The 23958-nt window shown below is 48.7% G+C and carries 21 protein-coding genes and 3 tRNA genes; 19 read left to right on the top strand and 5 right to left on the bottom strand.

The window, feature by feature from the left end:
* Positions 1-54 precede the first annotated feature (54 nt).
* On the bottom strand, positions 55-1776 hold the full coding sequence (locus QL234_RS12980; protein ID WP_281558260.1) for an amidohydrolase: 1722 nt from the start codon (positions 1774-1776) through the stop codon (positions 55-57).
* Between the two features lie 124 nt (positions 1777-1900).
* Here QL234_RS12980 and QL234_RS12975 point away from each other — a divergent pair, with 124 nt between their 5' ends.
* Both QL234_RS12975 and QL234_RS12970 read left to right on the top strand, forming a co-directional pair.
* Positions 1901-2587, top strand: a complete 687-nt coding sequence (locus QL234_RS12975; RefSeq protein ID WP_281558259.1) for a response regulator transcription factor — start codon at positions 1901-1903, stop codon at positions 2585-2587.
* Entirely contained in the window at positions 2574-3860 is a 1287-nt protein-coding gene (locus QL234_RS12970) for a hypothetical protein (RefSeq protein ID WP_281558258.1), read from the top strand. The genes QL234_RS12975 and QL234_RS12970 overlap by 14 nt, the downstream gene beginning before the upstream one ends.
* Before the next feature lie 40 nt (positions 3861-3900).
* Here QL234_RS12970 and QL234_RS12965 read toward each other — a convergent pair whose 3' ends face one another.
* Entirely contained in the window at positions 3901-5220 is a 1320-nt protein-coding gene (locus QL234_RS12965; protein ID WP_281558257.1) for an anti-phage deoxyguanosine triphosphatase, read from the bottom strand.
* A 214-nt stretch (positions 5221-5434) separates the two neighbouring features.
* On the opposite strand from QL234_RS12965, the gene QL234_RS12960 reads away from it, so the two are divergent.
* The gene (locus QL234_RS12960; protein WP_281558256.1) at positions 5435-6256 is read left to right on the top strand and encodes a transporter substrate-binding domain-containing protein; all 822 of its coding nucleotides are present in this window, start codon (positions 5435-5437) and stop codon (positions 6254-6256) included.
* 28 nt (positions 6257-6284) lie between these two features.
* Here the strand turns inward: QL234_RS12960 and QL234_RS12955 are convergent, their stop codons facing one another.
* The 3 genes from QL234_RS12955 to cmoA form a co-directional block, all read right to left on the bottom strand.
* Positions 6285-7193, bottom strand: coding sequence for a LysR family transcriptional regulator (locus QL234_RS12955; RefSeq protein ID WP_281558255.1), 909 nt, complete (start codon positions 7191-7193; stop codon positions 6285-6287).
* An 85-nt stretch (positions 7194-7278) separates the two neighbouring features.
* Entirely contained in the window at positions 7279-8244 is a 966-nt protein-coding gene (cmoB, locus tag QL234_RS12950; RefSeq protein ID WP_281558254.1) for a tRNA 5-methoxyuridine(34)/uridine 5-oxyacetic acid(34) synthase CmoB, read from the bottom strand.
* A complete protein-coding gene (cmoA, locus tag QL234_RS12945; RefSeq protein WP_281558253.1) occupies positions 8241-8975 on the bottom strand; it encodes a carboxy-S-adenosyl-L-methionine synthase CmoA in 735 nt (244 codons plus the stop codon). The genes cmoB and cmoA overlap by 4 nt, the downstream gene beginning before the upstream one ends.
* A 275-nt stretch (positions 8976-9250) precedes the next feature.
* On the opposite strand from cmoA, the gene QL234_RS12940 reads away from it, so the two are divergent.
* The 16 genes from QL234_RS12940 (at position 9251) to QL234_RS12865 (ending at position 23846) form a co-directional block, all read left to right on the top strand.
* Positions 9251-12097, top strand: coding sequence for a transporter substrate-binding domain-containing protein (locus QL234_RS12940; protein WP_281558252.1), 2847 nt, complete (start codon positions 9251-9253; stop codon positions 12095-12097).
* A 203-nt stretch (positions 12098-12300) separates the two neighbouring features.
* Positions 12301-14091, top strand: a complete 1791-nt coding sequence (gene aspS / locus QL234_RS12935) for an aspartate--tRNA ligase (protein WP_281558251.1) — start codon at positions 12301-12303, stop codon at positions 14089-14091.
* Positions 14092-14288: 197 nt separating this feature from the next.
* On the top strand, positions 14289-15038 hold the full coding sequence (locus QL234_RS12930; protein WP_281558250.1) for a YebC/PmpR family DNA-binding transcriptional regulator: 750 nt from the start codon (positions 14289-14291) through the stop codon (positions 15036-15038).
* A 45-nt stretch (positions 15039-15083) separates the two neighbouring features.
* Complete coding sequence (gene ruvC / locus QL234_RS12925) at positions 15084-15611, top strand: crossover junction endodeoxyribonuclease RuvC (RefSeq protein WP_044833595.1); 528 nt, start codon at positions 15084-15086, stop codon at positions 15609-15611.
* A 99-nt stretch (positions 15612-15710) separates the two neighbouring features.
* Positions 15711-16328: a Holliday junction branch migration protein RuvA gene (gene ruvA / locus QL234_RS12920; protein WP_281558249.1), complete on the top strand. Its 618-nt coding sequence runs from the start codon at positions 15711-15713 to the stop codon at positions 16326-16328.
* Between the two features lie 44 nt (positions 16329-16372).
* Positions 16373-17377 (top strand): Holliday junction branch migration DNA helicase RuvB, encoded by a 1005-nt coding sequence (gene ruvB, locus QL234_RS12915; RefSeq protein ID WP_281558248.1) that lies wholly within the window; start codon positions 16373-16375, stop codon positions 17375-17377.
* Positions 17378-18126: 749 nt separating this feature from the next.
* On the top strand, positions 18127-18537 hold the full coding sequence (gene ybgC / locus QL234_RS12910; RefSeq protein ID WP_281558247.1) for a tol-pal system-associated acyl-CoA thioesterase: 411 nt from the start codon (positions 18127-18129) through the stop codon (positions 18535-18537).
* Positions 18527-19210 (top strand): protein TolQ, encoded by a 684-nt coding sequence (gene tolQ / locus QL234_RS12905; RefSeq protein ID WP_281558246.1) that lies wholly within the window; start codon positions 18527-18529, stop codon positions 19208-19210. Before ybgC ends, tolQ begins: the two co-directional genes overlap by 11 nt.
* 11 nt (positions 19211-19221) lie before the next feature.
* Positions 19222-19647, top strand: coding sequence for a protein TolR (tolR, locus tag QL234_RS12900; RefSeq protein WP_044833600.1), 426 nt, complete (start codon positions 19222-19224; stop codon positions 19645-19647).
* 3 nt (positions 19648-19650) lie between these two features.
* Positions 19651-20583 carry a cell envelope integrity protein TolA gene (gene tolA / locus QL234_RS12895; RefSeq protein ID WP_044833601.1) on the top strand — a complete coding sequence of 311 codons (933 nt, stop codon included), beginning with the start codon at positions 19651-19653 and terminating at the stop codon, positions 20581-20583.
* A 45-nt stretch (positions 20584-20628) separates the two neighbouring features.
* Positions 20629-21972, top strand: coding sequence for a Tol-Pal system beta propeller repeat protein TolB (tolB, locus tag QL234_RS12890; RefSeq protein ID WP_281558623.1), 1344 nt, complete (start codon positions 20629-20631; stop codon positions 21970-21972).
* Between the two features lie 44 nt (positions 21973-22016).
* Positions 22017-22568, top strand: a complete 552-nt coding sequence (gene pal / locus QL234_RS12885) for a peptidoglycan-associated lipoprotein Pal (RefSeq protein ID WP_281558245.1) — start codon at positions 22017-22019, stop codon at positions 22566-22568.
* A 12-nt stretch (positions 22569-22580) separates the two neighbouring features.
* Positions 22581-23390, top strand: a complete 810-nt coding sequence (ybgF, locus tag QL234_RS12880) for a tol-pal system protein YbgF (RefSeq protein WP_281558244.1) — start codon at positions 22581-22583, stop codon at positions 23388-23390.
* Between the two features lie 141 nt (positions 23391-23531).
* A tRNA-Lys gene (locus tag QL234_RS12875) sits at positions 23532-23607 on the top strand.
* A 44-nt stretch (positions 23608-23651) separates the two neighbouring features.
* Positions 23652-23727, top strand: a tRNA-Lys gene (locus QL234_RS12870).
* A 43-nt stretch (positions 23728-23770) separates the two neighbouring features.
* Positions 23771-23846: transfer RNA gene (locus QL234_RS12865), tRNA-Lys, on the top strand.
* Positions 23847-23958 lie beyond the last annotated feature (112 nt).

Here is a 23958-nt window from a genome sequence, read left to right as displayed (position 1 = left end):
CAAGCTGTTACTAGCCGTTTTTTTCTTTAGCTGGAGAGAAAATACTCAGCCGGGTTATCTCTGGTAGATGAGCTCGCCGTCCAACCAGGTCATCTCCACTTGGGTGTTTTTAATTTGTGCGGCTGAGACATTAAATAAATCCCGGTCAAGCACAATCAAATCTCCCCGTTTGCCCACTTCAATCGAGCCGGTAATATCGTCCTGGCGCATGGCGTAAGCGCCGTTTAAAGTATAGGCCTGGATGGCATCCGCCAGTGAAATGGCCTGCGGCGTGCGGGTGATCGCATTGGCCATGCCGACAAAAGGATTAAAGGTGCTGACATTCCAGTCGCTGCTCAGGGTCAACCTGGCGTTATTATCGAGCAAAGAGCCGATGGGGATGATGTCGTCGGCGCGCTCGGCCCCGATATAGTCAATGTTTTCCTGCCAGTGCTGCGGCTTGGTAAATTCACCCGCCACCTGGGCGTCGGCAATGACATTTAACGCGGCAAAGCGCGGGTAGTCCTTGGGGTCCATGAGTTCCAAATGGGTCAGGCGGTGGCGAGCCTTGCCGTTTGAGGTATTTTCGATGGCATCGAGTGCTTCGGTAATGCCCCTGTCGCCGATGGCGTGGATATTAAAATCAAAGCCTGCCGGCTCCAGTGCCTTAAGGTATTTTTCCAGCCGCTGCGGAGTAAAATAATTCAAGCCTTTATTGCCGTGCAGGCCCAGGAGATCGATTTCATACGGTTCATGCAGGGCGGCGGTGGTATTGTTTAAGATACCGTCCATATAAAATTTTACCTGGTTTACCTTTAATAAGCTGGCAGGGTTTGCCTGGTACATATCAAGCAGCCGGGTAATTTGCGTGGCGTCGTTGGCCTCGGGGTAGGCCCAAAGCCCCAGGCTGACGCGCAGGCTCAGCTCATTGTTTTTCGCCAGCTCCTGCCAGGTAGTTAAATGATTGCGCTGCCAGTAGGTACGGGCGTCGCTGATGGCGGTGATGCCGTGTTTATTAAGCTCGGGCTGGGTATAGTTGATAAAGCCCTGGTAGTCTTTTGCACCGGCATCGGTTTGTGCATTGATGGCGATTTCCATCACAATATCACCGGCATTATCGTATAGGATGCCGTCCGGGCGGTTGAAGCTGTCCCGGCTGATCACGCCGCCGATGGGATCCTGGCTGTTGGCAGTAATATTGGCCAGTTCCAGTGCTTTGGAGTTGACCCACATGGAATGGGAAGTCTGCTCCATAATGATCACCGGGCGGTCCGCTACGGCATCATCGAGGATTTCCCTTGGGTTACGTTCGGCATTGAGCAGTGCTTCTATAGTATGACCGTAGCCCACCAGCCAGCTGGCCTGCGGATTTCTGGCGGCGGCGTCTATGATATCATCGATAAAATATTCTACATCCGTTTCTGTTTCGTTTAAGCTAAAATGCGTGGTGTCCGAGCCGGACTCTAACGGGTGCATGTGGACATCGTGGATCCCCGGCATCATCATTTTTCCCTGTAAATTGATGACCCGGGTATTGTCGCCGATAAAATTCTGTACCTGGCTGTCGTCGCCGACAAAGATGATTTCCCCGTCTTTTAATGCCAGCGCCTGGGCGCTTGGCTGCTCGGGGTTGACGGTATAGATGTTGCCGTTGGTAAAGACTGTATTGGCCAGCTGCTCCTTAATGGCAGTTGACGGTGTTACTGTTTCCTGGGAAGTGGCGCCGTTTTCGCCGCTACAGCCAGTTAAAGACATGGCTATCAGACAAGTTGCTAAGTTCATAAAACGCTCTTTCATTGCTTGCTCCTAAAGTGAAAAGCCAATTTAGCAAACCCCGGGTAACGAAAAGGTAACCGCTTGCACCGACATCTTGTTATAGTGACGCCATTGAAGACAATATTTCGCGAATGTTAATCCCGATATGATAGTGCTTTTTGTTGAAGATGATAGCAAGTTAGCCCAGCAGACCATTCATTTTTTGGAAAATGAAGGCATAGAAGTTGATTATGCCGCCGGCATCAGACAGGCGTTGGCCATCAGTGAAGATGCCGCTTCGGCTCCTGAGGGGGTTTATGATGCCATCATCCTGGATATGAATTTACCCGACGGCAATGGCGTGATGCTGGCAAAAACACTCAGACAGACCTTGCCGCAAATTCCGATCTTATTTTTAACGGGACAATCCGCTTTGGAAGATAAAGTTGCCGCTTTTGAAGCCGGCGCCCTGGATTACCTGACCAAGCCGTTTGCCATGGCGGAGCTGGCGATACGGTTAAAGCTGTTGGCGCGAAAACAGCCGGAGCATGCCGATACTTTTACCCTGGCAGATCTGCAAGTGAATTTCTCAGAAAAAATCATTCAAAGGGCAGGGCGGGGGATCACCCTGTCTCCCCAGCAATGGCAGCTGCTGGCGCTGTTATGCCGCTCCAGCCCGGCTTATGTTCCCAAAGCAACCATCTTATCGACGATCTGGGTGGACACCGATGCCAGCAACGATATGTATAAGTCGCTGATCTCGCGCCTGCGTAATAATATCAGCCGCAAACATGAGGCAGCTTTGCTGAGCATAGCCCCGAAACAGGGAGTGGCATTACGTGAAGCTGACTGAGGTCAATAAGGAGAATACGCCTGCTTTAGCCAAGGCAGATAAGCGCCGCTCACTGGTGCATTATATTGCCTGGCGTTTACTCGGCAGTATTGCTGTGATTGTGCTGTTATGGTTTTTTATTTCCCGCGCCGGTTACTTTTTTGCCCTCGACGGTACCGCAGAGTTTTATTTGTTTGAAGATGCCGAAAATGCCCTTTTTCTTGAGCAGGAAGGCATAGCGCCGGACATCCTCAATAGCGGTTTTCGGGAGTTTTACCGTGATTATCAGCAGATCCCTGCCTTTATCCGCGAGCAGGTTGAAGCTCACTGGCGCCCGGGGCAAGTGAACAGGGCGGTGTTTATTGAAACCCAGGAGCAGGATATTTATTTTCTTGCCTATCAGCAGCAGGCATCTCAGGAGGTGTTTTACCTGCTGCACCGCTTTGATAAAAGTGAGACGGTGAACCTGGCGCCGTTATTTTTGCTGGTTGGCCTGCTGGCCTTTGCCGCGGTTTTAGTGGTGATCCTGCTGGTGATCTACCGGCTGAAATCCCAGCTGAAGCTATTGTCTTTACATCTTAAAGATCCGCTGGCAGAGCAAGAAACCGCCTTGGGGCAAAAGCTGCCCCCTTTGATGATCCGTGATTTTGACCAGGCGCTGCAGTCGGTGAAACACCATTACCGGGAAAAACAGCAGGTGATCAAACGGGAGCGGGAGTTTGCCAATTTTCTCAGCCATGAAATCCGCCAGCCGCTGTCGAAACTCAATACCAACTTGGCGCTGCTCGATCAGCTCGATGATTTGCCCTATGCTTCGGTTGAAATCATTGAGGATGTTAAACAGCTTAGCGAAGATCTTAACCAGATCAGTGCCGCCGTGCTGCAGCTATGGCTTGATGCCGGGCAGCAGGAGCAAACCATAGAACTGGCGGGGTTAATCCGGCAGCTTAGCCATACCTTGCTGGGCGAAGGGCTGAAACAGGAATTTACCTTTGCCTGTGAATCCCTGGTGTTGACGAGCCATGATGCCTTAGTGAAATTATTGTTGTGTCAGTTAATCAAAAATGCCGCCCAGTATGCCGATACCTTTATCCATTTTCATTTACAACCCCAAGAACTGGTAATCGAAAATGATGTCGGACTGATGGAAAACAGCGATCCCCGGGATTACGGTTATGGCTTAGGCCTGGTGATGGCGAAGAAAATCTGCCAGCGCCTGGACTGGACCTTGGCCGTCAGGCAGGAAAAGGCGCATTTTTCTGTGGTGCTGGCATTTGGTAACAGCCGGGGCTAAGGTGGTTTGTGAATATTTAGCCCCGGTTATGGAGTTGTTGTTATGCCCTTGGCACAAACAGTGTCTGGTAGAGGCGGGTGGCATAATCGTCGGTCATACCGGCGACATAATCGGCAATGATCCTGTGGGGATTATCATAGTTATGACTGGCTTCGAGCCAGCGCCTGGCGGTATTGGCGGGTAACAAACGCTGCGGATCTGACGCCAGGGCTTCAAATAACTCCATCACGATTTGCTGGCCGCGGTATTCCAGCCTCTGTATCGAGGTTTGCCGTATGACATATTGAAAAACAAAGTCTTTAAAGATTTGCAATACCTGGGCTGTGATGCTGGGCAATACCGCGTTAAACCTGAGCAGGGTTTCCTGAAACTGAACTTCGCCGTTATCATTGATGTCGTGCAGTTCTATGGCGGTGATCAGGTAATTGACCAGGCCGCCGATGGCATCTTTTTGCAGATACTGTTTGTCGCTGAACAGTTTGTCTGTCAGCCCCTGACTGAACTCCTGTATCCAGGCATCGTCCACCCGGGCCAGTTTTTCGATAACATGCTGCTCAAAATCATTACGGCTGACGATGCCGGTCACTATGGCGTCTTCAAGATCATGGATACCGTAGGCAATATCATCCGCCAGTTCCATCACCGAGCAGTCAAAAGACTTAAACCGGGTTTTATGGTGCTGGCCGTTTTTCTCCTTAAATTGTTGAAACAGGGTTTTATCTTTGGCGGACAGCGGCAATAACACCCAGTCGAGAATATCGTCATCATCCTGGTAAATGCCTTTGGGGGGATGCCAGTCACGGGCATTTAACTGGCGGAAGTTATCCGGAAAAGCCGGTGTTTCTTCCCGTTTGAGATTGTCTATGGTTTGCGGATATTTCAGCAGACCGAGTAAGGTGCGCCGGGTCAGATTCATGCCGAAACGTTCGCTAAAGGGCTCAAGCCGGGCGACAATACGAAAGGTCTGGCCGTTGCCTTCAAAGCCGCCGTGGCCCTTCATCATATAATGCAGGGCCACTTCACCGCCGTGACCAAACGGCGGATGGCCGATATCATGGGCCAGGCAGATGGACTCTATCAGGGTATCATCGCTGGGCAGTAACAGCGCCGTCTGCTCCGGATATTTGGAGCGCAGTTGGGCGGTGATGCCCGAACCTATCTGGGCGGCTTCGAGCGAGTGGGTGAGCCGGGTGCGATAAAAGTCACTCTGGCCGCTGCTCATCACCTGGGTTTTCGATTGCAGGCGGCGAAAGGCGGCGGAGTGCAGGATCCTGGCCCTGTCCCGCTGGAAAGGACTGCGGTGATCATGCTGGCGTTTACTGAGACTGGGCTGGCGTCTTTCTGTCCATATTTGATTCATAGTGCTCCTGATTTGACTAACTCACGCTGATCATCTTTACTGCATAATATACCCGGGCAAGGGAGCTGGCGGGCCTTACTAGGTACTGAAGCCGGCAGCCATAAGTTGTTGGGGTATAGATAATTGCTGCAAATGTTGTTGTTAACTACATTACTTAATTTTCATCGTTTTGTGCAACTATCCAATGAATAAATACACGTTTGGGGTATTTTTTTTGAATAAATGGCTGTTATTTTTCATCTGTCTTGGTGTTGTTGCCATCATGTTCTTTTGTCCAAGCAGTGACGGTGAGGACAAATCCCCCGGTGTCGGCACAATACCCGCTAAGCAGTTGCAGTTGCAGCAGCCGATAGCGGACGAGCCAAAAAGCATTATGGTGGAGCTGATCACTGGCTTATCTAAACCGCCGTTTATTATTCAGGAGCAAAATTCCGGCTTACAGCTCGATATCATTAAAGCGGCTTTTTTAACCCAGCGTATTACTCCCCAGTTTATTCATATGCCGCTAGGGCGTAATATCAGTGGTTTCCAGCGCTGGAATGTTGATGGCATTATTACCGTTCCCCATAATTTTAAGTCTGAGGGGGCATACATTTCCCAGCCGTATATTACTTACCAAAATGTCGCCGTCAGCCTGGCAAGCCTGGGGCTGTCCCTGAAAGTCATTGAAGATTTAACCGGAAAAAATATCGTTGCTTTTCAGAATGCGAAAAAATACCTTGGCAACAGGTATGGGGATGCTATCGCCTATTCCCTGAACTACCGGGAGGTGGCACTGCAGCTGGAGCAGATTGAAATGATGTATACGGGGAAAACCGAGGTTATTATCCTTGATATTAATATTTTTAAATATTTTCTCCATAACCACCGCAGCGGCAAGTATTTACAGCCGGTGGATGTGCATTATATTTTCAAGGAAAGGTTTTATTCTGCCGGTTTTAAATCTCAGGAAATTCGTGACAAGTTTGATCTGGGGATAACAGAAATCAAGGAAAATGGTACTTACCAACGTATCCTGGATAATTATTTGGAATAACCCTGGAGTATAGCTAAAGCGAATGGCTTTACTCTTCTTCAGCCAGTAGTTCGTGGTGGCGGTAAAACAGCTGCTCCAGCAATAAAGTACCCGGTCCGGCGCTGTCCCTGTCCGGCAGCACCAAATGCATAGGGACTTCCCTGTGGTGATGGGCGGTTATGGTGATTTGTCTCAGCTCGCCGCTTGCCAGCAAAGGAGTCGCCATGGCTGTCGGTAACCAGCAAAACCCTATCCCGGTTTTTAAAATGGCGACCGCCTCATGAAAATTGGAAACCGTCCAGCGCTGCTCTGCCTTTAGCCAGCCTAATTCATTTTTGGTCACCCCGGTTTCGCTGATCACTATCTGTAAATTACTGGCTAATTCTTCCTGCTTCACCGGCGTCTGCGCGATTGCCTGGTTGTGGCTGGCGCATACGGCTATCATGCCGACATTACACAGGGTGTTGGGCAAATAGCCCTGCGGGACTATGTTGGTGATCACTATATCGGCGGACTTGGTTTTTACCGCTTCGACACTGCCGGAGATCACTTCTTCACGAATCTTTAACCGGCTGCCGCGGCTTTGCGGCAAGAAATCATTCAGTATCTGATATAAATGGTGCTTGGGGTAGAGGATTTCTACCGCAAGGATAATTTCCGGCTCCCAGCCCTTATCCAGGGTTTGTGCCAGCGATTCCAGTGCCTGGACATCCTGCATGATCTGCCGGGAGCGGCGCAACATGGTTTCCCCGGCACTGGTTAAATAGGCTTTTCTGCCTTTAACTTCCAACAAAGTGATGCCCAGCTGGTTTTGTAGCTTGGCTACGGCATGGTTCAGGGACGACTGACTTTTGTTGAGCTTTTCCGCCGCCTTGGCATAACCGCCGTAATCCACCACGGATTGCAGGATACGCCATTGTTCCAGGGTGGATTTTGCGCGGAAAATTTTATCTATCATAGTGTCCCGTTATCTGTTTTCTCTGGCATTGACTGTTTAGCCGGGGGAATACCCGGCGAATATCATGTATTGCTGGCTGCCGTGCTTAGACATTGGCGATAAAGATGCCGCGTTTAGGCGCCGGATAACCTTCAATGGTTTTGCCTGGATCGTTTGGATCAAGAAAGTCCTGCAACGACTCGGTATCTATCCACTCGGTTTTGCGCTGTTCATCCAAGGCGGTGACATCGGTATTGACCATGCGGACATTTTTAAAGCCGCAACGTTCCATCCAGGCACACATGGCCTCGCTGCTGGGCAAAAACCAGACATTGCGCATTTTTGCGTAACGCTCGCCGGGCACCAGCACGGTATTGACATCGCCGTCGACGATCAGGGTTTCCAGCACCAGCTCGCCGCCTTTGGCCAGCTGGGATTTTAACTGGTAGAGAAAATCTATCGGCGAGCGGCGGTGATATAAGACCCCCATGGCGAAAACGGTATCAAAAGCCTTGAGCTCGGGCAACTGCTCGACGCCAAGCGGCAGCAGGTTGACCTTGTCATCGCCGATAAAATGCTGAATCGCCTTAAATTGCATTAAAAACAGCTGGGTGGGATCGATACCAACAACAAATTTTGCCCCTTCACCGCGCATGCGCCATAAATGATAGCCGCTGCCGCAACCTATATCCAAAACATAGCGGTCTTTTAAATCGCTGATATAAGGTTTGAGGCGATCCCATTTAAAGTCGGAGCGCCACTCGGTATCTATATGCAAATCATGGATATGATAAGGTCCCTTGCGCCAGGGTTTGAGTTTTTTCAGCAGGTTTTCGATGCGTTTGAATTCGCCTTCATTGATATCATCCCGGCTGCCGGCGGCAACACGATCACTGAGATCTATACTTGATGGCTGAGTACTCGGCAGGGCATCCAGGGTTTTCTGCCAGTGCTTGTATTCGCCGTGTAAGTGCTGGCTTTGCCATTGATGTAACTGTGCCGGTAACGTCTGCAGCCAGTGGCTTAAGCGGTTAGTGGCGATTTGTTGGTAAAAAGAATTAAAAGCGGTCATTTAATAGCTACTAATGAAAAAAAGTTAAAACACTGGAACCAGGGCGTAATATGGTTAAACCCGGCCTGGGTTAAACGTTGATGATGGGTTTCCAGGGTATCGGTGCGCATGACATTTTCCAGCGCGGTGCGCTTTTGCGCCACTTCAAGTTCGCTGTAGCCATTGGCTTTTTTAAACTCATGATGCAAATCGGTTAGCAGCTCGCGACTGACACTATCGTCCTGGGTGATTTTTTCAGACAATACCAGGATACCGCCGGGGTTTAATCCCCGGGCAATTTTGCTGATCAGCGCCTGGCGCTCTGATTTATCAATAAATTGCAGGGTAAAATTAAGCACCACCATAGAGGCATTTTCAATGTCTATCTCCTGGATATTAGCCTGGCGGATGTCCACCGGGGTTTGTCCCTTAAACGCCTGGATATGAATTTTACAGCGCTCAACCATGGCGGGTGAATTATCGACCCCGATGATCTGGCAACCCTCGGCGGTGATCGCCCGGCGCATTGCCAGGGTGGCGGCCCCTAAAGAGCAGCCGAGATCATAAACGTTAGACTTGTCAGTCACATACCTTTGGCTCAATCGGCCTATGGTATCTATGATGGTATTATAGCCGGGCACGGATCGGCTGATCATATCCGGAAAAACTTCCGCTACCTGGGCATCAAAAGTGAAGTCTTTAACCTGGGAATGGGGGTTGGAATAAATTAAATCGGTTGCTGATTTTTGCATGCTTGCAAATCTTATCTTGCGCTGGTGTAGAATGAATGCCGGTATTTTATCTGATTTTCACCGGCCAAACCACTTGAAAATACCCTGCGCGGGATGGCGGCGATGCTATCTGTGTTGTCGGTATTCTCTTGTTTTAGCCTTGTGTTGGCTGGTTTTTTTGCATAAATTAAAGCTATTCTTTTACCCGGTTGCTAAGATAGTTGTCTAAGGTGGTAGTGCGCTTGTTGTATATAATTTTGTTGGTGCTGACGGTTTTATCCGGTCTTGGATCCGGTATGGTTTTAGCGAAAGCGCCTGTGGCAATGCAAGCGTCCGGCGTTGAAACTATGAGCCTGGAAACACTCAATGCTTCTGCTCCTGTTTTATCCTCTTTGTCCCCGGATAATCTTGGCCCGGTGACGGTGGCCATTAACAAAACCTCTTATCCTTATCATTTTATCAATGAACAGGGCCAGCCTGATGGTTTGGCGGTCGACCTCTGGCGTTTATGGGGCACTAAACTCGACATAGATGTTGAGTTTTTAGCTTTCGGCTGGCAGGAAACCCTGGAAAAAGTGAGCAGCGGCGAAGTGACCCTGCATGCAGGCATGGCCCAGCTTAGCGACAGGGAAAAATCTTTTACTTATTTTTCACCTAATTATCTGATAGCCAATCATTTATATCTGCACCGCGATTTAACCGATGTCAGCACGATTGAGCAAATAACCCCTTTTGCGGTCGGAGTGGTGAAGGGCTCGCTTCATGTCGAGAGTTTGCAGAATCAACATCCCCGCCTGGTGTTAAAACCTTATGCCAGCAGGCACCAGCTTTATGATGCGGCACTCAAAGGTGAGGTCAGGGTTTTTGCCGGGATCGAAAATTTATCGAAAAATTACCCCTATCACGACAAACTTGCTGCCATGTTCCCGCCCTATAAACGCCTCAGTTACGATCATAAACGTTACGGCTCGGTGATGGCGAAAAATAACCCGGTACTTTTTAGCTTAATTCAGCAGGGCCTTAACCAAATCACGCCGCAGGAGCTGATGAAAATTGAGCGTAAATGGCTGGGCATGAATAAGCAAAAGGGCGTGCTTTCTCTGGCCTTTTCCGCACTCTTGCCTCCCTATATGGCGGTATCGCCTTCGGGCAAACCTCAGGGGTTATTTATTGATATCTGGCGCTTGTGGTCACAGTACAGCGGCCACAAGGTTGAATTTATTGCCGATGAAATGCAAGGGGCGATAGAGAAGGTCAAACAGCACCAGGCGGATGTACATATTGCCTATCCCGTTAATGGCCGGGCCTTAGATGGTTTACTTCCTGCCTGGCCCCTGTATAAGGTGCAATCCAGGGTGTATGTCAGTAACCGCTTACCAGGCATGAAAAATCTGCAAGGTTTAGCCGGCAAGCGGGTGGGGATTTTTAAAACAGCACCTTATCATCAGGACGTGGCTAAGCTCTACCCGGAACTCAAACTCATTTATTACACCAGCCATAGCGATATGATCAATGACGGCGAAGCCGGGCTGCTCGATGCCATGGTAAGCGAAGTGGAAAACATGCGGGTTAAGCTGGTGCAGGCAAATCTGCAGTCTTCCTTTTATCTGCTTGATGAGCCGGTGTTTCACTCGCAAATTTCTTCCCTGGTGAGCAGCGATAATGAAAAACTGGTGGAAATTATCCGCGATGGTTTTGCCCATATTCCGTTAAGCGAATTAATTGCTTTGGAAAAAAAATGGCTCAGCCAGCAGAGATATCCCTATTTCGAACAGCTTAAATACCAGGTAAAACTCAATGACACAGAGCAGGCATGGCTGAGGCAACATTCTGCGGTTAAGGTCGGCATGGTGAAAAAATGGCCGCCGATGGAGTTTGTTGATAAACAGGGTAAGTTTAGCGGCATTAACCGCGATGTCCTGAATTTGATCAGTGAGCGGGCCGGGGTGCACTTTGATTATGTTGCTTTTGATAACTGGCAGCAGTTATATCAGGCGCTGTTAGATAAGCAGGTGGATATGGTGGCCAGTGCTAAATCCAGCGAGCAAAGAAAAGCCCAGTTGCTTTTTTCAGAGTCTTACTGGCAAATGCCCTGGGTAATTTTACATCCGCGCCATATCGGCAAACAGTCCAGCATACGTTACTTTATCGGTAAAGAGCTGGCAATCGTCAAGGGCTACCAGCTTATTGGCCGGCTCAAAAAGGACTATCCCCATATTAACCTGCGTTTGGTGGATACGGTGGAAGAGGGCCTGATGGCGGTGCAGCAGGGACTGGCGGACGGCTTTATTGAAACCATCGCCGCGACCTCAGAGCTGCTTAAACGCGAAAGCATGGTCACCCTGATGATTTCCGTGGTCGAAGAGCATGATCTCGAACATAGCCATCTTGCTATCCGCAAAGACTGGCCCGAGCTGCAAGACATAGTGAATAAGGGCATCGCCAGTATTTCCGAGGATAAGGTCCAGGACATTTATGAGCGCTGGTTCGGCATCGAAATCGACACCGGCTTTGATAAAAATGTTGTGATGCGGGTCGCCGCCCAGGCGGGTTTTATTATTTTCATTATTATCCTGGTGATCATGTTGTGGAACCGGCGCCTGCAGGTGGAAATCAGCCGCTCCAAGGCATTGAAAGTGCAGATGAATCATATGGCTACCCATGATGAATTAACCGGGCTCGCTAACCGGGTGTTGTTAAAAGAGCAGATTAACAGCGCCATTGCTTTTCATCAGCGCCAGCAGTTGGAAATGGCGGTGCTGTTTATCGACCTTGATGGTTTTAAAGGGGTCAATGACAGTTATGGTCACGATGTCGGCGATGAACTTTTAGTGCAGCTGGCGCAAAGGTTATTATTGTGTGTGCGTAAATCCGATACCGTGGCCCGCTTTGGCGGCGATGAATTTGTTTTGGTGCTCACCGGTTTGCACCATAAAAGCGAAGCGGCTTTTATTGCCGATAAGGTGATCCACCAGGCGCAAATGCCTTTCACCTTGTCTGCCGCCACGGTAAACATAGGTTGTAGTATCGGCATTGCCGTTTACCCGGAAGATGGCGCTAGCGAGCCTGAGCTGATCAAGGTCGCCGACACCCTGATGTACAAAGTTAAAGGCAAAGGTAAAAATCACTACAGCTTTGCCTGAAGCGATTCGCCGGTTTAAATTCCCCTTGCCGGTACCTTGCCAGTAATCCAGGGCGCAGCTTTTTACAGCAAATGGCTGCCAACACTTAAGATACTCGTTCTGCAAACTCGCATTTCCATGTCATTTGGGTATAATGGCGGCAATTTTTAAGGCAGGGTTTGCCGTGCCTGAAACCATGACTACTTATTTGCAGGATAAAATAAATGCGCACTCTTTATTGTGGTGAGGTTAATGAATCTCATATTGGTCAGGAAGTAACACTTTGTGGTTGGGTTAACCGCCGCCGGGATCTCGGCGCTGTTATCTTCCTGGATTTACGTGACCGTGAAGGCCTGGTGCAGGTTGTTTACGATCCGGACCTGCCTGAAGTATTGGAAAAAGCCAATACCTTACGTAATGAATTTTGCGTACAGGTAAAAGGTAAAGTACGTGCGCGTCCTGAAGGGCAAGTTAATAAAGATATGGCCACCGGTGCCATCGAAGTTTTAGGCTTAGAGCTGACTATCCTGAACAAGGCTGCGCCTTTGCCTCTGACTTTGGATGATCATCAAAATAACTCCGAAGAGCAAAGATTAAAATACCGTTACCTGGACCTGCGTCGCCCTGAAATGACCGAGCGTTTACGTTTTCGCGCCAAGGTGACCTCAGCGGTACGTCAGTCGTTGGAATCCCAGGGCTTTTTAGATATTGAAACCCCGATTTTGACGGCGGCCACGCCGGAAGGCGCCCGTGATTACCTGGTACCTAGCCGTACCCATAAAGGTAACTTCTTTGCACTACCGCAATCGCCTCAGTTATTTAAGCAATTGCTGATGATGTCGGGCATGGAGCGTTATTATCAAATCGTAAAATGTTTCCGTGATGAAGATTTACGTGCCGATCGCCAGCCTGAATTTACCCAGATAGATATCGAGACTTCCTTTATGAGCGCCGATCAGGTGATGGAAGTGACCGAATCTATGATCCGTGACTTATTCCAGCGTTTGCTTGATGTTGACTTGGGCGATTTCCCGCGTATGTCTTATGCCGATGCCATGCGTCGCTTTGGCTCAGATAAGCCGGATTTACGTAACCCGTTGGAATTAGTGGATGTTGCCGATATCTTAAAAGATGTTGAATTTAAAGTATTCTCTGGCCCTGCCAATGATGAAAAAGGCCGGGTTGCGGTCATTTGTGTTCCGGGCGGCGCCACTAAGTTCTCCCGTAAGAACATCGACGAATACGGTAAGTTTGTCGGCATCTACGGTGCTAAAGGCCTGGCGTGGTTAAAAGTGAACGATATTGACGCCGGTATGGAAGGTTTGCAATCGCCTATCCTGAAATTCTTGCCGGAAGATGCGGTAAAAGCCTTATTAGACCGTACTCAGGCGAAGACAGGTGACATTATCTTCTTCGGCTCGGATAACTACAATGTCGTGACCGAAGCCCTGGGCGCATTACGTTTAAAACTGGGTGAAGACTTAGATATCGTCAGCGATACCTGGGCGCCGTTATGGGTTGTTGACTTCCCGATGTTTGAAGAAGTTGATGGCCAGTACCACGCGCTGCATCATCCGTTTACCGCGCCTACCGGCATCACCGCCGAGCAGCTCGAAGCGGATCCGGCAGCGGCGCTGTCAGATGCTTATGACATGGTACTTAACGGTTGTGAATTGGGCGGCGGCTCTGTGCGTATCTTTGATCAGCAGATGCAGGCGGCGGTATTCCGTATCCTGGGGATCAGCGATGAAGAAGCGCAGGAAAAATTCGGCTTCTTACTTGAAGCCCTGCAATACGGTGCGCCACCACATGCCGGTTTAGCCTTTGGTTTAGATCGTTTGGTGATGCTGATGACAGGTGCTACTTCAATCCGTGACGTGATGGCTTTCCCGAAAACCACTACGGCGGCGTGTCCGTTAACCAATGCCCCGGGTCAGGCAAATCCTGCCCAGCTGGCTGAACTTGGCGTACAAACCATAGCGAAAGAAAGTAAAGAAGATGAGCAAGCCGAATAAGCTCCTGCTTTAAGGCATAAGCCTAAGGGTAACGGCTTAGTTGATCTCAACTAACATGAGAGCAGCTAAAGTTAACCCGGGTTCCGATCACAAATGCAGCTAAAGAAATTCTTTAGCTGCATTTTTGTTTTTAACCCTGTTAAATTAACATTGTTTAATGAAGACAAGGTAAAACAAAAGCGAGAGGGACTTTATTTATGGCAGGTCACAGTAAATGGGCGAATATCAGGCATAGAAAAGCGGCCCAGGATGCAAAACGGGGTAAAATATTTACTAAGCTCATTCGCGAGCTGACGGTTGCCGCCCGGGAAGGGGGCTCAGATCCCGACTCAAACCCCAGGTTACGGCTGGCAATTGACAAGGCCCTGGGGGCCAATATGACCCGGGATACCATAGAGCGCAATGTTAAACGCGGCGCCGGTGAACTTGAAGGGCAAGTCGTAGAAGATGTTACTTATGAAGGTTATGGGCCGGGAGGCACGGCGATCCTGGTTGAATGCATGACAGACAATATTAAACGCACGGTGCAGGGAGTTCGCCATGCGTTTAATAAAAGTGGCGGTAACCTAGGCACAGACGGCAGTGTCGCCTACCTCTTTGATAAAAAAGGTCTGATCATCTACGGCGAAGAACATGATGAAGATGAGATCATGGATGCCGCTTTGGAAGCGGGCGCCGAAGATGTATTAACCCGGGAAGATGGTCATATTCATGTCCTGACCGAGCCGGGGGATTTTTTTGCCATCAACCAGGCGCTGGAAGCGGCGGGCTTAACTTCACAGGAAGCGGAAGTGACGTTAATACCACAAACCAGGGCCGAGCTTGATGCCGATACCGCAGAGAAATTTATGCGCCTGGTAGATGCCCTGGAAGAACTCGATGATGTCCAGGAAGTGCATTCCAATGCCGAGATCAGTGAAGAGATTGCGACAAACCTGGCACATTAACAAATTAGATAAACCGTATAACAAAAGTAAAATAAGGCGTATTACTTGAGTATTATTTTAGGAATAGACCCCGGCTCGCGTTTGACCGGTTATGGCGTGATCAAACAACAGGGGCGTCATTTCACCTACCTTGGCAGCGGCTGCATCCGGGCAATCTCCGCCGGAGATGATTTAGGCGCCCGGCTGCAGGTGATTTTTGCCGGTGTCTCCGAGTTGGTTTTGCAGTTTAAGCCGGATCTGTTTGCCATAGAGCAGGTGTTTATGGCAAAAAACCCCGACTCGGCGTTAAAGCTGGGGCAGGCGCGCGGTGCGGCGATTGTCGCCGCCACCAATGCCGGGCTGGATATCGCCGAATATTCCGCCAGGCAAATCAAGCAATCTGTGGTCGGCAGCGGCGGTGCAGATAAAACCCAGGTACAGCATATGGTTAAGACGATATTAAAACTGCCGGGTACGCCGCAGGCAGATGCCGCCGATGCGCTGGCGGTAGCCTTATGTCACGGCCACAGTCATGAAGCCTTAGGTAAAATGGCAGGAAAAGTAACCAAAACCGTGCGCCGCAGGCTAAGATAAAGGGCTTTGCGCGAAATAACCGCTTTACTGTATAAATACCTAGTGGTAAGGTGGCCCCAGATTTATTATTACTAAAGTTAACATAATAAGGGTTAAATTGTGATCGGTCGCCTGCGTGGTACTTTGCTGGAAAAAACAGCGCCTGAAATCCTGATTGAATGTGGCGGTATCGGTTATGAGGTGACTATGCCCATGACCAGTATCTATGCCTTGCCTAAGCTCGAAGATGAAGCCGTTATCTATACCCATTTTGTGGTACGTGAAGATGCCCAGCTATTATATGGTTTTGCCAACAAGGTTGAACGTAAGTTATTTCGTTTACTGATCAAGGTCAACGGCGTCGGCCCTAAGCTGGCGCTGGCCATTTTATCCGGCATGTCGGCGGATCAGTTTGTCAGTTGTGTCGCCCATGACGATGTCAGTACCATAGTAAAAATCCCCGGGGTCGGCAAAAAAACCGCCGAGCGTTTACTGATTGAAATGCGCGATCGCCTTAAAGACTGGCAGTCAGATCTGTTGACGCCGGCCACCGATGCCATGCCGCTGATGTCAGGGGAGAGTAATACCTTTGTCAGCGATGCCAAGGGAGATGCCATCAATGCCCTGGTGTCTTTAGGTTATAGCCAGGCCCAGGCGGATAAAGCGGTAAAAGCGGTTTTTGCCAGCGACAAAAGCAGTGAAGCCCTTATTCGCGATGCCCTTAAGGCGATGTTATAAAAAGTTAGCCATGCTACGAGTTTTGAACAGGATAAATTAATCTTATGATAGAAGCCGATCGCTTAATTCAGGCGGATGCCACCCTGGAAGATGAAGGGGTAGATCGCGCCATCCGTCCTAAAATGCTGGCCGACTATACCGGGCAACAACATGTTAAAGAGCAGATGGAGATTTTTATTGCTGCGGCGAAAAAAAGAAGCGAACCCCTGGATCATCTGCTCATTTTTGGTCCGCCGGGTTTAGGTAAAACCACCCTGGCCAATATCGTCGCCAATGAAATGGGGGTTAATATCCGCACCACCTCGGGACCGGTACTGGAAAAAGCCGGTGACTTGGCGGCGCTGCTCACCAACCTGGAAGAGCATGATGTGTTGTTTATTGATGAGATCCACAGGTTAAGCCCGGTAGTGGAAGAAATTTTATATCCGGCAATGGAAGATTATCAGCTTGATATCATGATAGGTGAGGGACCGGCAGCCAGGTCGATAAAGCTGGATTTGCCGCCTTTTACCCTGATTGGCGCCACGACCCGCGCCGGGGCGTTAACCTCGCCGCTGCGTGACAGGTTCGGTATCGTACAGCGGCTGGAGTTTTATAATACCCGCGACTTAACTGAGATTATTAAACGCTCTGCCCATTTTCTTGCCCTGGAAATTGACGAGCAGGGGGCCTTTGAAGTAGCGCGCCGTTCCCGTGGTACCCCGCGTATCGCCAACCGTTTATTGCGCCGGGTACGTGATTATGCCGATATCAAAACCAATGGTCATGTCGACCAGCAAACCGCCGCCGCCGCATTAGATATGTTGGAAGTTGATAATGAAGGTTTTGATCTGATGGACCGTAAATTATTACTGGCAATCATCGATAAATTTATGGGGGGCCCGGTTGGGTTGGACAATGTTGCCGCCGCCATCGGAGAAGAGCGTGAAACCATCGAAGATGTGCTTGAACCTTTCCTGATCCAGCAAGGCTACCTGCAAAGAACTCCCAGGGGTCGGATAGCCACAGATCTCGCCTACCAGCATTTTAGTAAAGTACGTCCCGAGTAACCGCCACAGCTTACCTTATTCAGGGAAAATAGCGGCTAAACCGTTATTTTCCTCTGCTGCACTGTCTCGTTTATGTAATTAACCGCGCTTCTTCTGCCTGCTTTGACAACAAAAGCCTGAAAAAAAGGCAAAAAAAAGCCCGTATCAGAGATACGGGCCAACTCAAACAAAGTTGATAGAAGGAAGTTAACAGTTCCATAAAACATGTCAGAGAGAAAAGATGGTTGAGAATCTAATCAATTTGGTATCTGACCAGGGGGGAAAATCACCGCGCTAGCTCAGAAGACATGTGTATATTAGAGTTTTTACTTAATAGGTACAAACTAAAAAAAATACTACCTATGCATTAGAAAAACTAATGCGAAATTCGGCCTGTAAACCCCGCCTGCATGAAAATGCAAAAAAAGCCGGTGAATTGCGAATATTATGAAAGTTTAGTGCATAAAAAGCTGTCTTTAAAAAATGGGCGAAAACCCGCTGATGAACGCTTTTGGCCGATATTTTCGTGAAAAAAACTTAAAGACAATAATTTTTACGAATTTATTTCATTGAAATGAGATCTGCGCTTGTGGCTAAACGCCATTATCTATTACTATAGTGCGGCAAAATATGCATGGCATAGCGATTTTTTAATCGGTTATGTTGCTGACAGCATCTAAACACAGCGCTCGCCAAGGCGATAAGTCGTGTCTGGCAGCTGTCAGTTAAGTTGTTTAAATAATAAGTCGTACTTTTATATAGCGTTTTTGATGTCAAATAATACTAATAATTTTCAGTTGCGGGTGTTTTACGAAGATACCGATGCTGGCGGCATTGTTTATCATGCCAATTATTTAAAATTTTTTGAACGTGCCCGAACGGAATGGTTACGTGAGCTGGGTTTTCAACAAACAGATTTTTTAGAACAAAAACTGGGCCTTGTGGTCAGAAGGGTTGAAATGGACAATATTGCTTCTGCAAAGTTGGATGATTTACTGACCATCACCTCCTCGATCAGCCAGTTAAAACGCGCCAGTCTGGTGTTTAAACAAGAGATCATTAATGAGCAGCAACAAGTATTGTGCCGTGCCGAGGTGCAAGTTGCTTGCGTAAATTTAACTATTTCCAGGCCCTGTGCTATTCCCCAAGCTATGTTAGGAGCGTTTGAACGTGTCAGCTGAGATTTCGATATTAGATTTATTTTTACAAGCGAGTTTACTGGTTAAATTTGTGATGTTGGTGTTACTGGGTTTTTCCGTGGCCTGTTGGGCGATGATTTTTCAGCGCCGCAATGCCCTCAACAATGCCCAACAGCAGTTAAAGGCGTTTGAAGATAAATTTTGGGGCGGCACCGATTTAAGTAAACTTTACAGTGAAGTTTCCGCCCGCCAGCATATTACCGGTATTGAAAGCTTATTTGTTGCCGGCTTTAAAGAATTTGCCCGTTTGCGTAAAAGCAGTTTAAGTACGCCGCAAGCGGTTGTCGACGGCACCCATCGCGCCATGCGCGTGGCCCTGTCCCGTGAAGTGGATAGCCTGGAAACCAACTTGCCCTTTATGGCCACTGTCGGTTCTATCAGTCCTTATATCGGTTTGTTCGGTACCGTGTGGGGGATCATGAATTCCTTTATTGCCCTGGGGGCGGTAAAGCAGGCAACCTTAGCAATGGTGGCCCCGGGGATTGCCGAGGCTTTGGTGGCAACGGCAATGGGCTTATTTGCTGCTATTCCCGCGGTCATGGCGTTTAACCGTTTCAGTTACCATGTTGAGCGCCTGGAAAACAGCTATGGCAACTTTATGGAAGAATTTTCCAGTATTTTACAACGTCAGTCAGCCGCTGAGCAGAAAGCTTAGGGGACCGGCCTATGTATAGAAGGGTAAGGCGCAGGAAAGTCGCCGAAATAAACGTGGTGCCCTATATCGACGTAATGTTGGTATTGCTGATCATTTTTATGGTCACCGCACCTTTGATCACTCAGGGGGTAAAAGTTGACTTGCCCCAGGCCGATGCCGAGCCGTTAGATAAAGACAGCAAACCGCCGCTGGTGGCTTCTGTCGATAGAGAAGGCAATTACTACCTGGCGGTAGGGACCAGCAAAAATGAGCCGATGTCGGCGGAAGAAGTGGCGACTTTAGTGGCGGCGCATCTTCAGCTGGAGCCGGATACGCCGGTCGTGGTCAATGGCGATGGCGCGGTTTCTTATGATGCGGTGATCCAGCTGATGGTATTGCTGCAGCAGCAGGCGGGTGTGCCTTCGGTGGGCTTGATGACAGATTCGACGGAGAAGTAATACGTGAACCCGAAGTATGGTGTTGCCTGGTCGTTAAGTATTGCCCTGCATGCGGGGCTGGCGTTGATTTTGTTGTTTGGCGATTTTACCTCGACCCCTAAGCCGACACCAACACCGGCGCCCGTGGTTGATCCTATCAAGGCGGTAGCCGTTGATAAAAGCAAACTGCAGCAGCAGGTCAACAAGCTGAAAAAACAAAAAGCCGATGCCAAGGCGGCAGAGGCGAAACGCCTGCGTGAGCTTGAAGAGCGGGCGGCAGAGGCGAGAAAGAAACGCTCACGTGAAGAAGCGCGCATCAAGAAACTTGAAGATCAGCGCAAGCGTAAAGAAGTAGAGAAGCAAAAGGCCGATAAAGCCGCTGCTGCAGCCAAAGCCAAGGCGGATGCCGCAGACAAGGCCCGTAAACGTAAGGAAGCGGAAAAGAAAAAAGCGGAAAAAGCAGCTGCCGATGCTAAAGCCAAACGCTTAAGAGAAGAAGCCGCGGCGAAAAAGGCCAAAGAACTCAGACAAAAGCAGGAAGCCGAGCGCAAACGTAAGGAAGCTGAACGTTTACGCAAAGAAAAAGAGGCGCGCGAGCGGGCCGAACAGGAGCGTTTATTAGAGCAGCAACTGGCTGAAGAAATGGCGGCGCGCCAGCAGGCGAGAATGCAGCAACAGATGTCGGAAATTAACCGCTTTAAGGCGCTGATCAAGCAAACAATACAGCGCAATCTGATCACAGATCGCAGTACAATGGAAGGTAAGACTTGTAAATTGACCATAAGTCTTGCACCATCCGGGTTTGTGACTAACGTGGTGCCGGGGCAGGGGGACAGGATCCTTTGTGAAGCGGCGAAAACCGCGATATACAAAGCGGCGACCTTGCCGGTATCGAAAGATCCCGAGGTCTTTAAGCAGATGAGTTCTATCAGTTTAACGGTTGAACCTGAATTTTAATGTTTGAAAAAACACTTTATGAGTCCATTAACTTAGAAGCGAATGATGAAATTTAAATTACTATTAGCTCTTATTTTCTCGTTGTTTTCAATGCAGTCGCTGGCAACGCTGGAAATTGTGATCACAGAAGGTACCGATACCGCCCGTCCCATCGCCATAGTACCGTTTCAGTGGACCGGCAGCGGCCCTTTACCGGAAAATATTTCTAAGGTGGTCAGCGATGATTTACTGCGCAGCGGTAAGTTCAGCCCGATCAGTGAAATGAAGTTCCCGCAAACCCCTTATGATGATAAACAAATCGATTATGCTGCCTGGGCCAGCGAAGGTATCGAAGCCCTGGTGGTGGGTAAGATCCGGGAAACCTCCATCGGCCGCTACCAGATCTCTTATCAGCTGGTGGATGTGATCCGCGGTCAGGTAACCGGTGGCCAGGCGCAAATGCTCAGCAACGGCTCTTTGATCAAAACTACAGATCATATTCTCGATGACAGAAGCGTGGAAATCGGCGCTGATCAGTTTCGCCGTTATGGCCACAGGATCAGCGATGTTATTTATGAAAAACTGACCGGCACCCGTGGTGCATTTTTAACCAAAATTGCCTATGTTATTGTCCGTGATCAAGCCGAATACCCTTATCAGCTGGCAATTGCCGATTATGATGGTTATAACGAACATGTGTTGTTAAGCTCGAAAGAGCCTCTGATGTCGCCTGCCTGGCACCCTAACGGCGATAAATTGGCCTATGTGACTTTCGAAAATCGTCAGGCGCAAATTTATACCATAGACATTTATACCGCCCAACGCAGCCTGATCAGCTCGTTTAAAGGCATCAACAGTGCGCCGCGCTGGTCGCCGGACGGTAAAAAGCTGGCGCTGGTATTGTCAAAAGACGGCAATCCCGAGCTTTATACAATGACAGTGGCGACCAAACAATTGCGCCGGATCACCCGTCACCGGGCGATAGATACCGAGCCAAGTTGGTCACCAGACGGTAATTCATTGATTTTTAGTTCAGAACGGGGTGGTAAACCTCAGCTATATCGCGTAAATTTAGTCGATGGTAAAGTGAGAAGACTGACTTTTGATGGCGAAATGAACTTAGGGGGCTCTTTAACGCCCGACGGCCATCAACTGGTTATGGTAAACAGAACCCGTGGCCTGTATCATCTTGCGAAACAAGAATTGGATTCTGGAATATTCCAGATACTGACAAAAACCCGGTTGGATGAATCACCGAGTATTTCGCCAAATGGCGGTATGATCATCTACAGCACCTTGCACCATAAGCGCCAGGTGTTAAGTTTAGTATCGGTAGACGGTCGATTTAAAGCGCGTTTACCTGCGTTAGACGGGGAAGTGAAATCGCCTTCCTGGTCGCCTTTTTTGTAACAGATATTAGTTAAATTACTTTTTAAGAATAAGGAAAAAATAAAATGCGCTTGAATAAAACTGTTAAAAGCCTAGCTGTTGCTTTGCCTATGTTCGCATTAGCTGCATGTAGCTCGAGTTCAGACACAGACAGCAGCAGCCAGGTTGACACCAACACCGGCAGCAGCTCTTCGGTATCTACACCGTCAGAGAGCAATGTACAGGTAACAGCCGCACAGCGCGCCGCAGAAATTGCAGAGCAGCGCAAGCGCGAGCAGCTTGAACAACTGCGTTCAGAGCACATTATTTACTTTGATTTTGACGTTTCTAACATCAAAAGCGATTTTGCCCAGCTGCTTGACGCCCACGCAAAATTCTTAAATGAAAACCCTAACGTGAATGTATTAATCGAAGGTCACGCCGATGAGCGCGGTACGCCTGAGTACAACATTGCCCTGGGTGAGCGTCGTGCCAAGTCAGTAGTAACTTATTTAGAAAACATGGGTGTTGCTTCTTCTCAGCTGACTACAGTGAGCTACGGTGAAGAAAAGCCTATGGTTAAAGACCGCACTGAAGCTGCTTTTGCTAAAAACCGTCGTGCTGTTTTAGTCTACTAATATGGGATGTTAATGAAACTAAATAATGTTTTATTAGGCATGATGTTGACTGCGGGTACATATACTGTATTCGCAGCCGACCCCGCTCCGGTGTTTGATGTTAATGCCGGGCAATCGGGGGCAACTAGCCAGTCAAGCAGCCTGCCACCTGGCAGCGTATCGGAGAAAATGGCACACCTGGAGCGTAAACTTGAAGCCAGGAACCGTGCCCAGGTCAGAATTCAGCAACAACTCGACGAGCTGCAAACAGAAGTTAATGAAATTCGCGGCGCCACTGAATTACATACCCACCAGCTGACCCAGGTTTTAGAACGTCAGCGGGAACTGTATCAGGAACTCGACCGCCGGGTCAGCGAAGCGCTTAAACCCGCCAACCAGGTACCTGCATCTATTGTTGCCACCGACAGCGGTAATCAAGGTCAGGTGAACTACAGCAGTGATCTTACCGAGAATGAAGCTTACGACCATGCGGTGAACCTGGTATTAAAAGATAAAAAATATCAGCAGGCTATCACCGAGTTTGGCAACTTCAATAAGAAATACCCCAATTCAAGCTATGCCGCCAATGCCCATTACTGGTTAGGACAGTTACTTTTTAATAAAGGTGATCTGGATAAGGCCAAGCAAGAATTTGATATTGTGGTCAATCAACACAAAGGGTCAAACAAGCGAGCCGATGCTATGCTTAAGCTGGCCATGGTGGCGCAAAAGCAAAATAACAAGAGTAGGGCCGTTGTTTTGTATCGTCAGTTGATAGAAGAATACCCAACGAGTACAGCAGCACAGCTGGCTCAACCGCGTCTGGATAGTCTTGCCCAGTAATACTTGACTATAACTTGCTCTATTTGTTTTGTTTTTATGCAAACAAACAACAAGCGTAAAAAAACTTGAATTTGTTGTTGCACTAAAAAAAATTATGAGTATTATATGCGGCGCGTTCACGGAGCATGTGGACGCAAAGTCGGGTCGTTAGCTCAGTTGGTAGAGCAGTTGGCTTTTAACCAATTTGTCGAAGGTTCAAATCCTTCACGACCCACCACTTTTATTTGATGCTGAAAAAGCATATTTAAAAACAGTTTATGTGGGTCGTTAGCTCAGTTGGTAGAGCAGTTGGCTTTTAACCAATTTGTCGAAGGTTCAAATCCTTCACGACCCACCACTTTTATTTCATGCTGTAAAAGCATATTAAAACCAGTTTATGTGGGTCGTTAGCTCAGTTGGTAGAGCAGTTGGCTTTTAACCAATTTGTCGAAGGTTCAAATCCTTCACGACCCACCACTTTTATTTGATGCTGAAAAGCATAGTAAAATCAGTTTATGTGGGTCGTTAGCTCAGTTGGTAGAGCAGTTGGCTTTTAACCAATTTGTCGAAGGTTCAAATCCTTCACGAC

This window comes from Thalassomonas sp. RHCl1 (assembly GCF_947387555.1).
Lineage (GTDB): Bacteria > Pseudomonadota > Gammaproteobacteria > Enterobacterales > Alteromonadaceae > Thalassomonas.
Note: the sequence above shows the minus strand (reverse complement) of the source record. Positions and strands in the feature narration are given on the sequence as shown.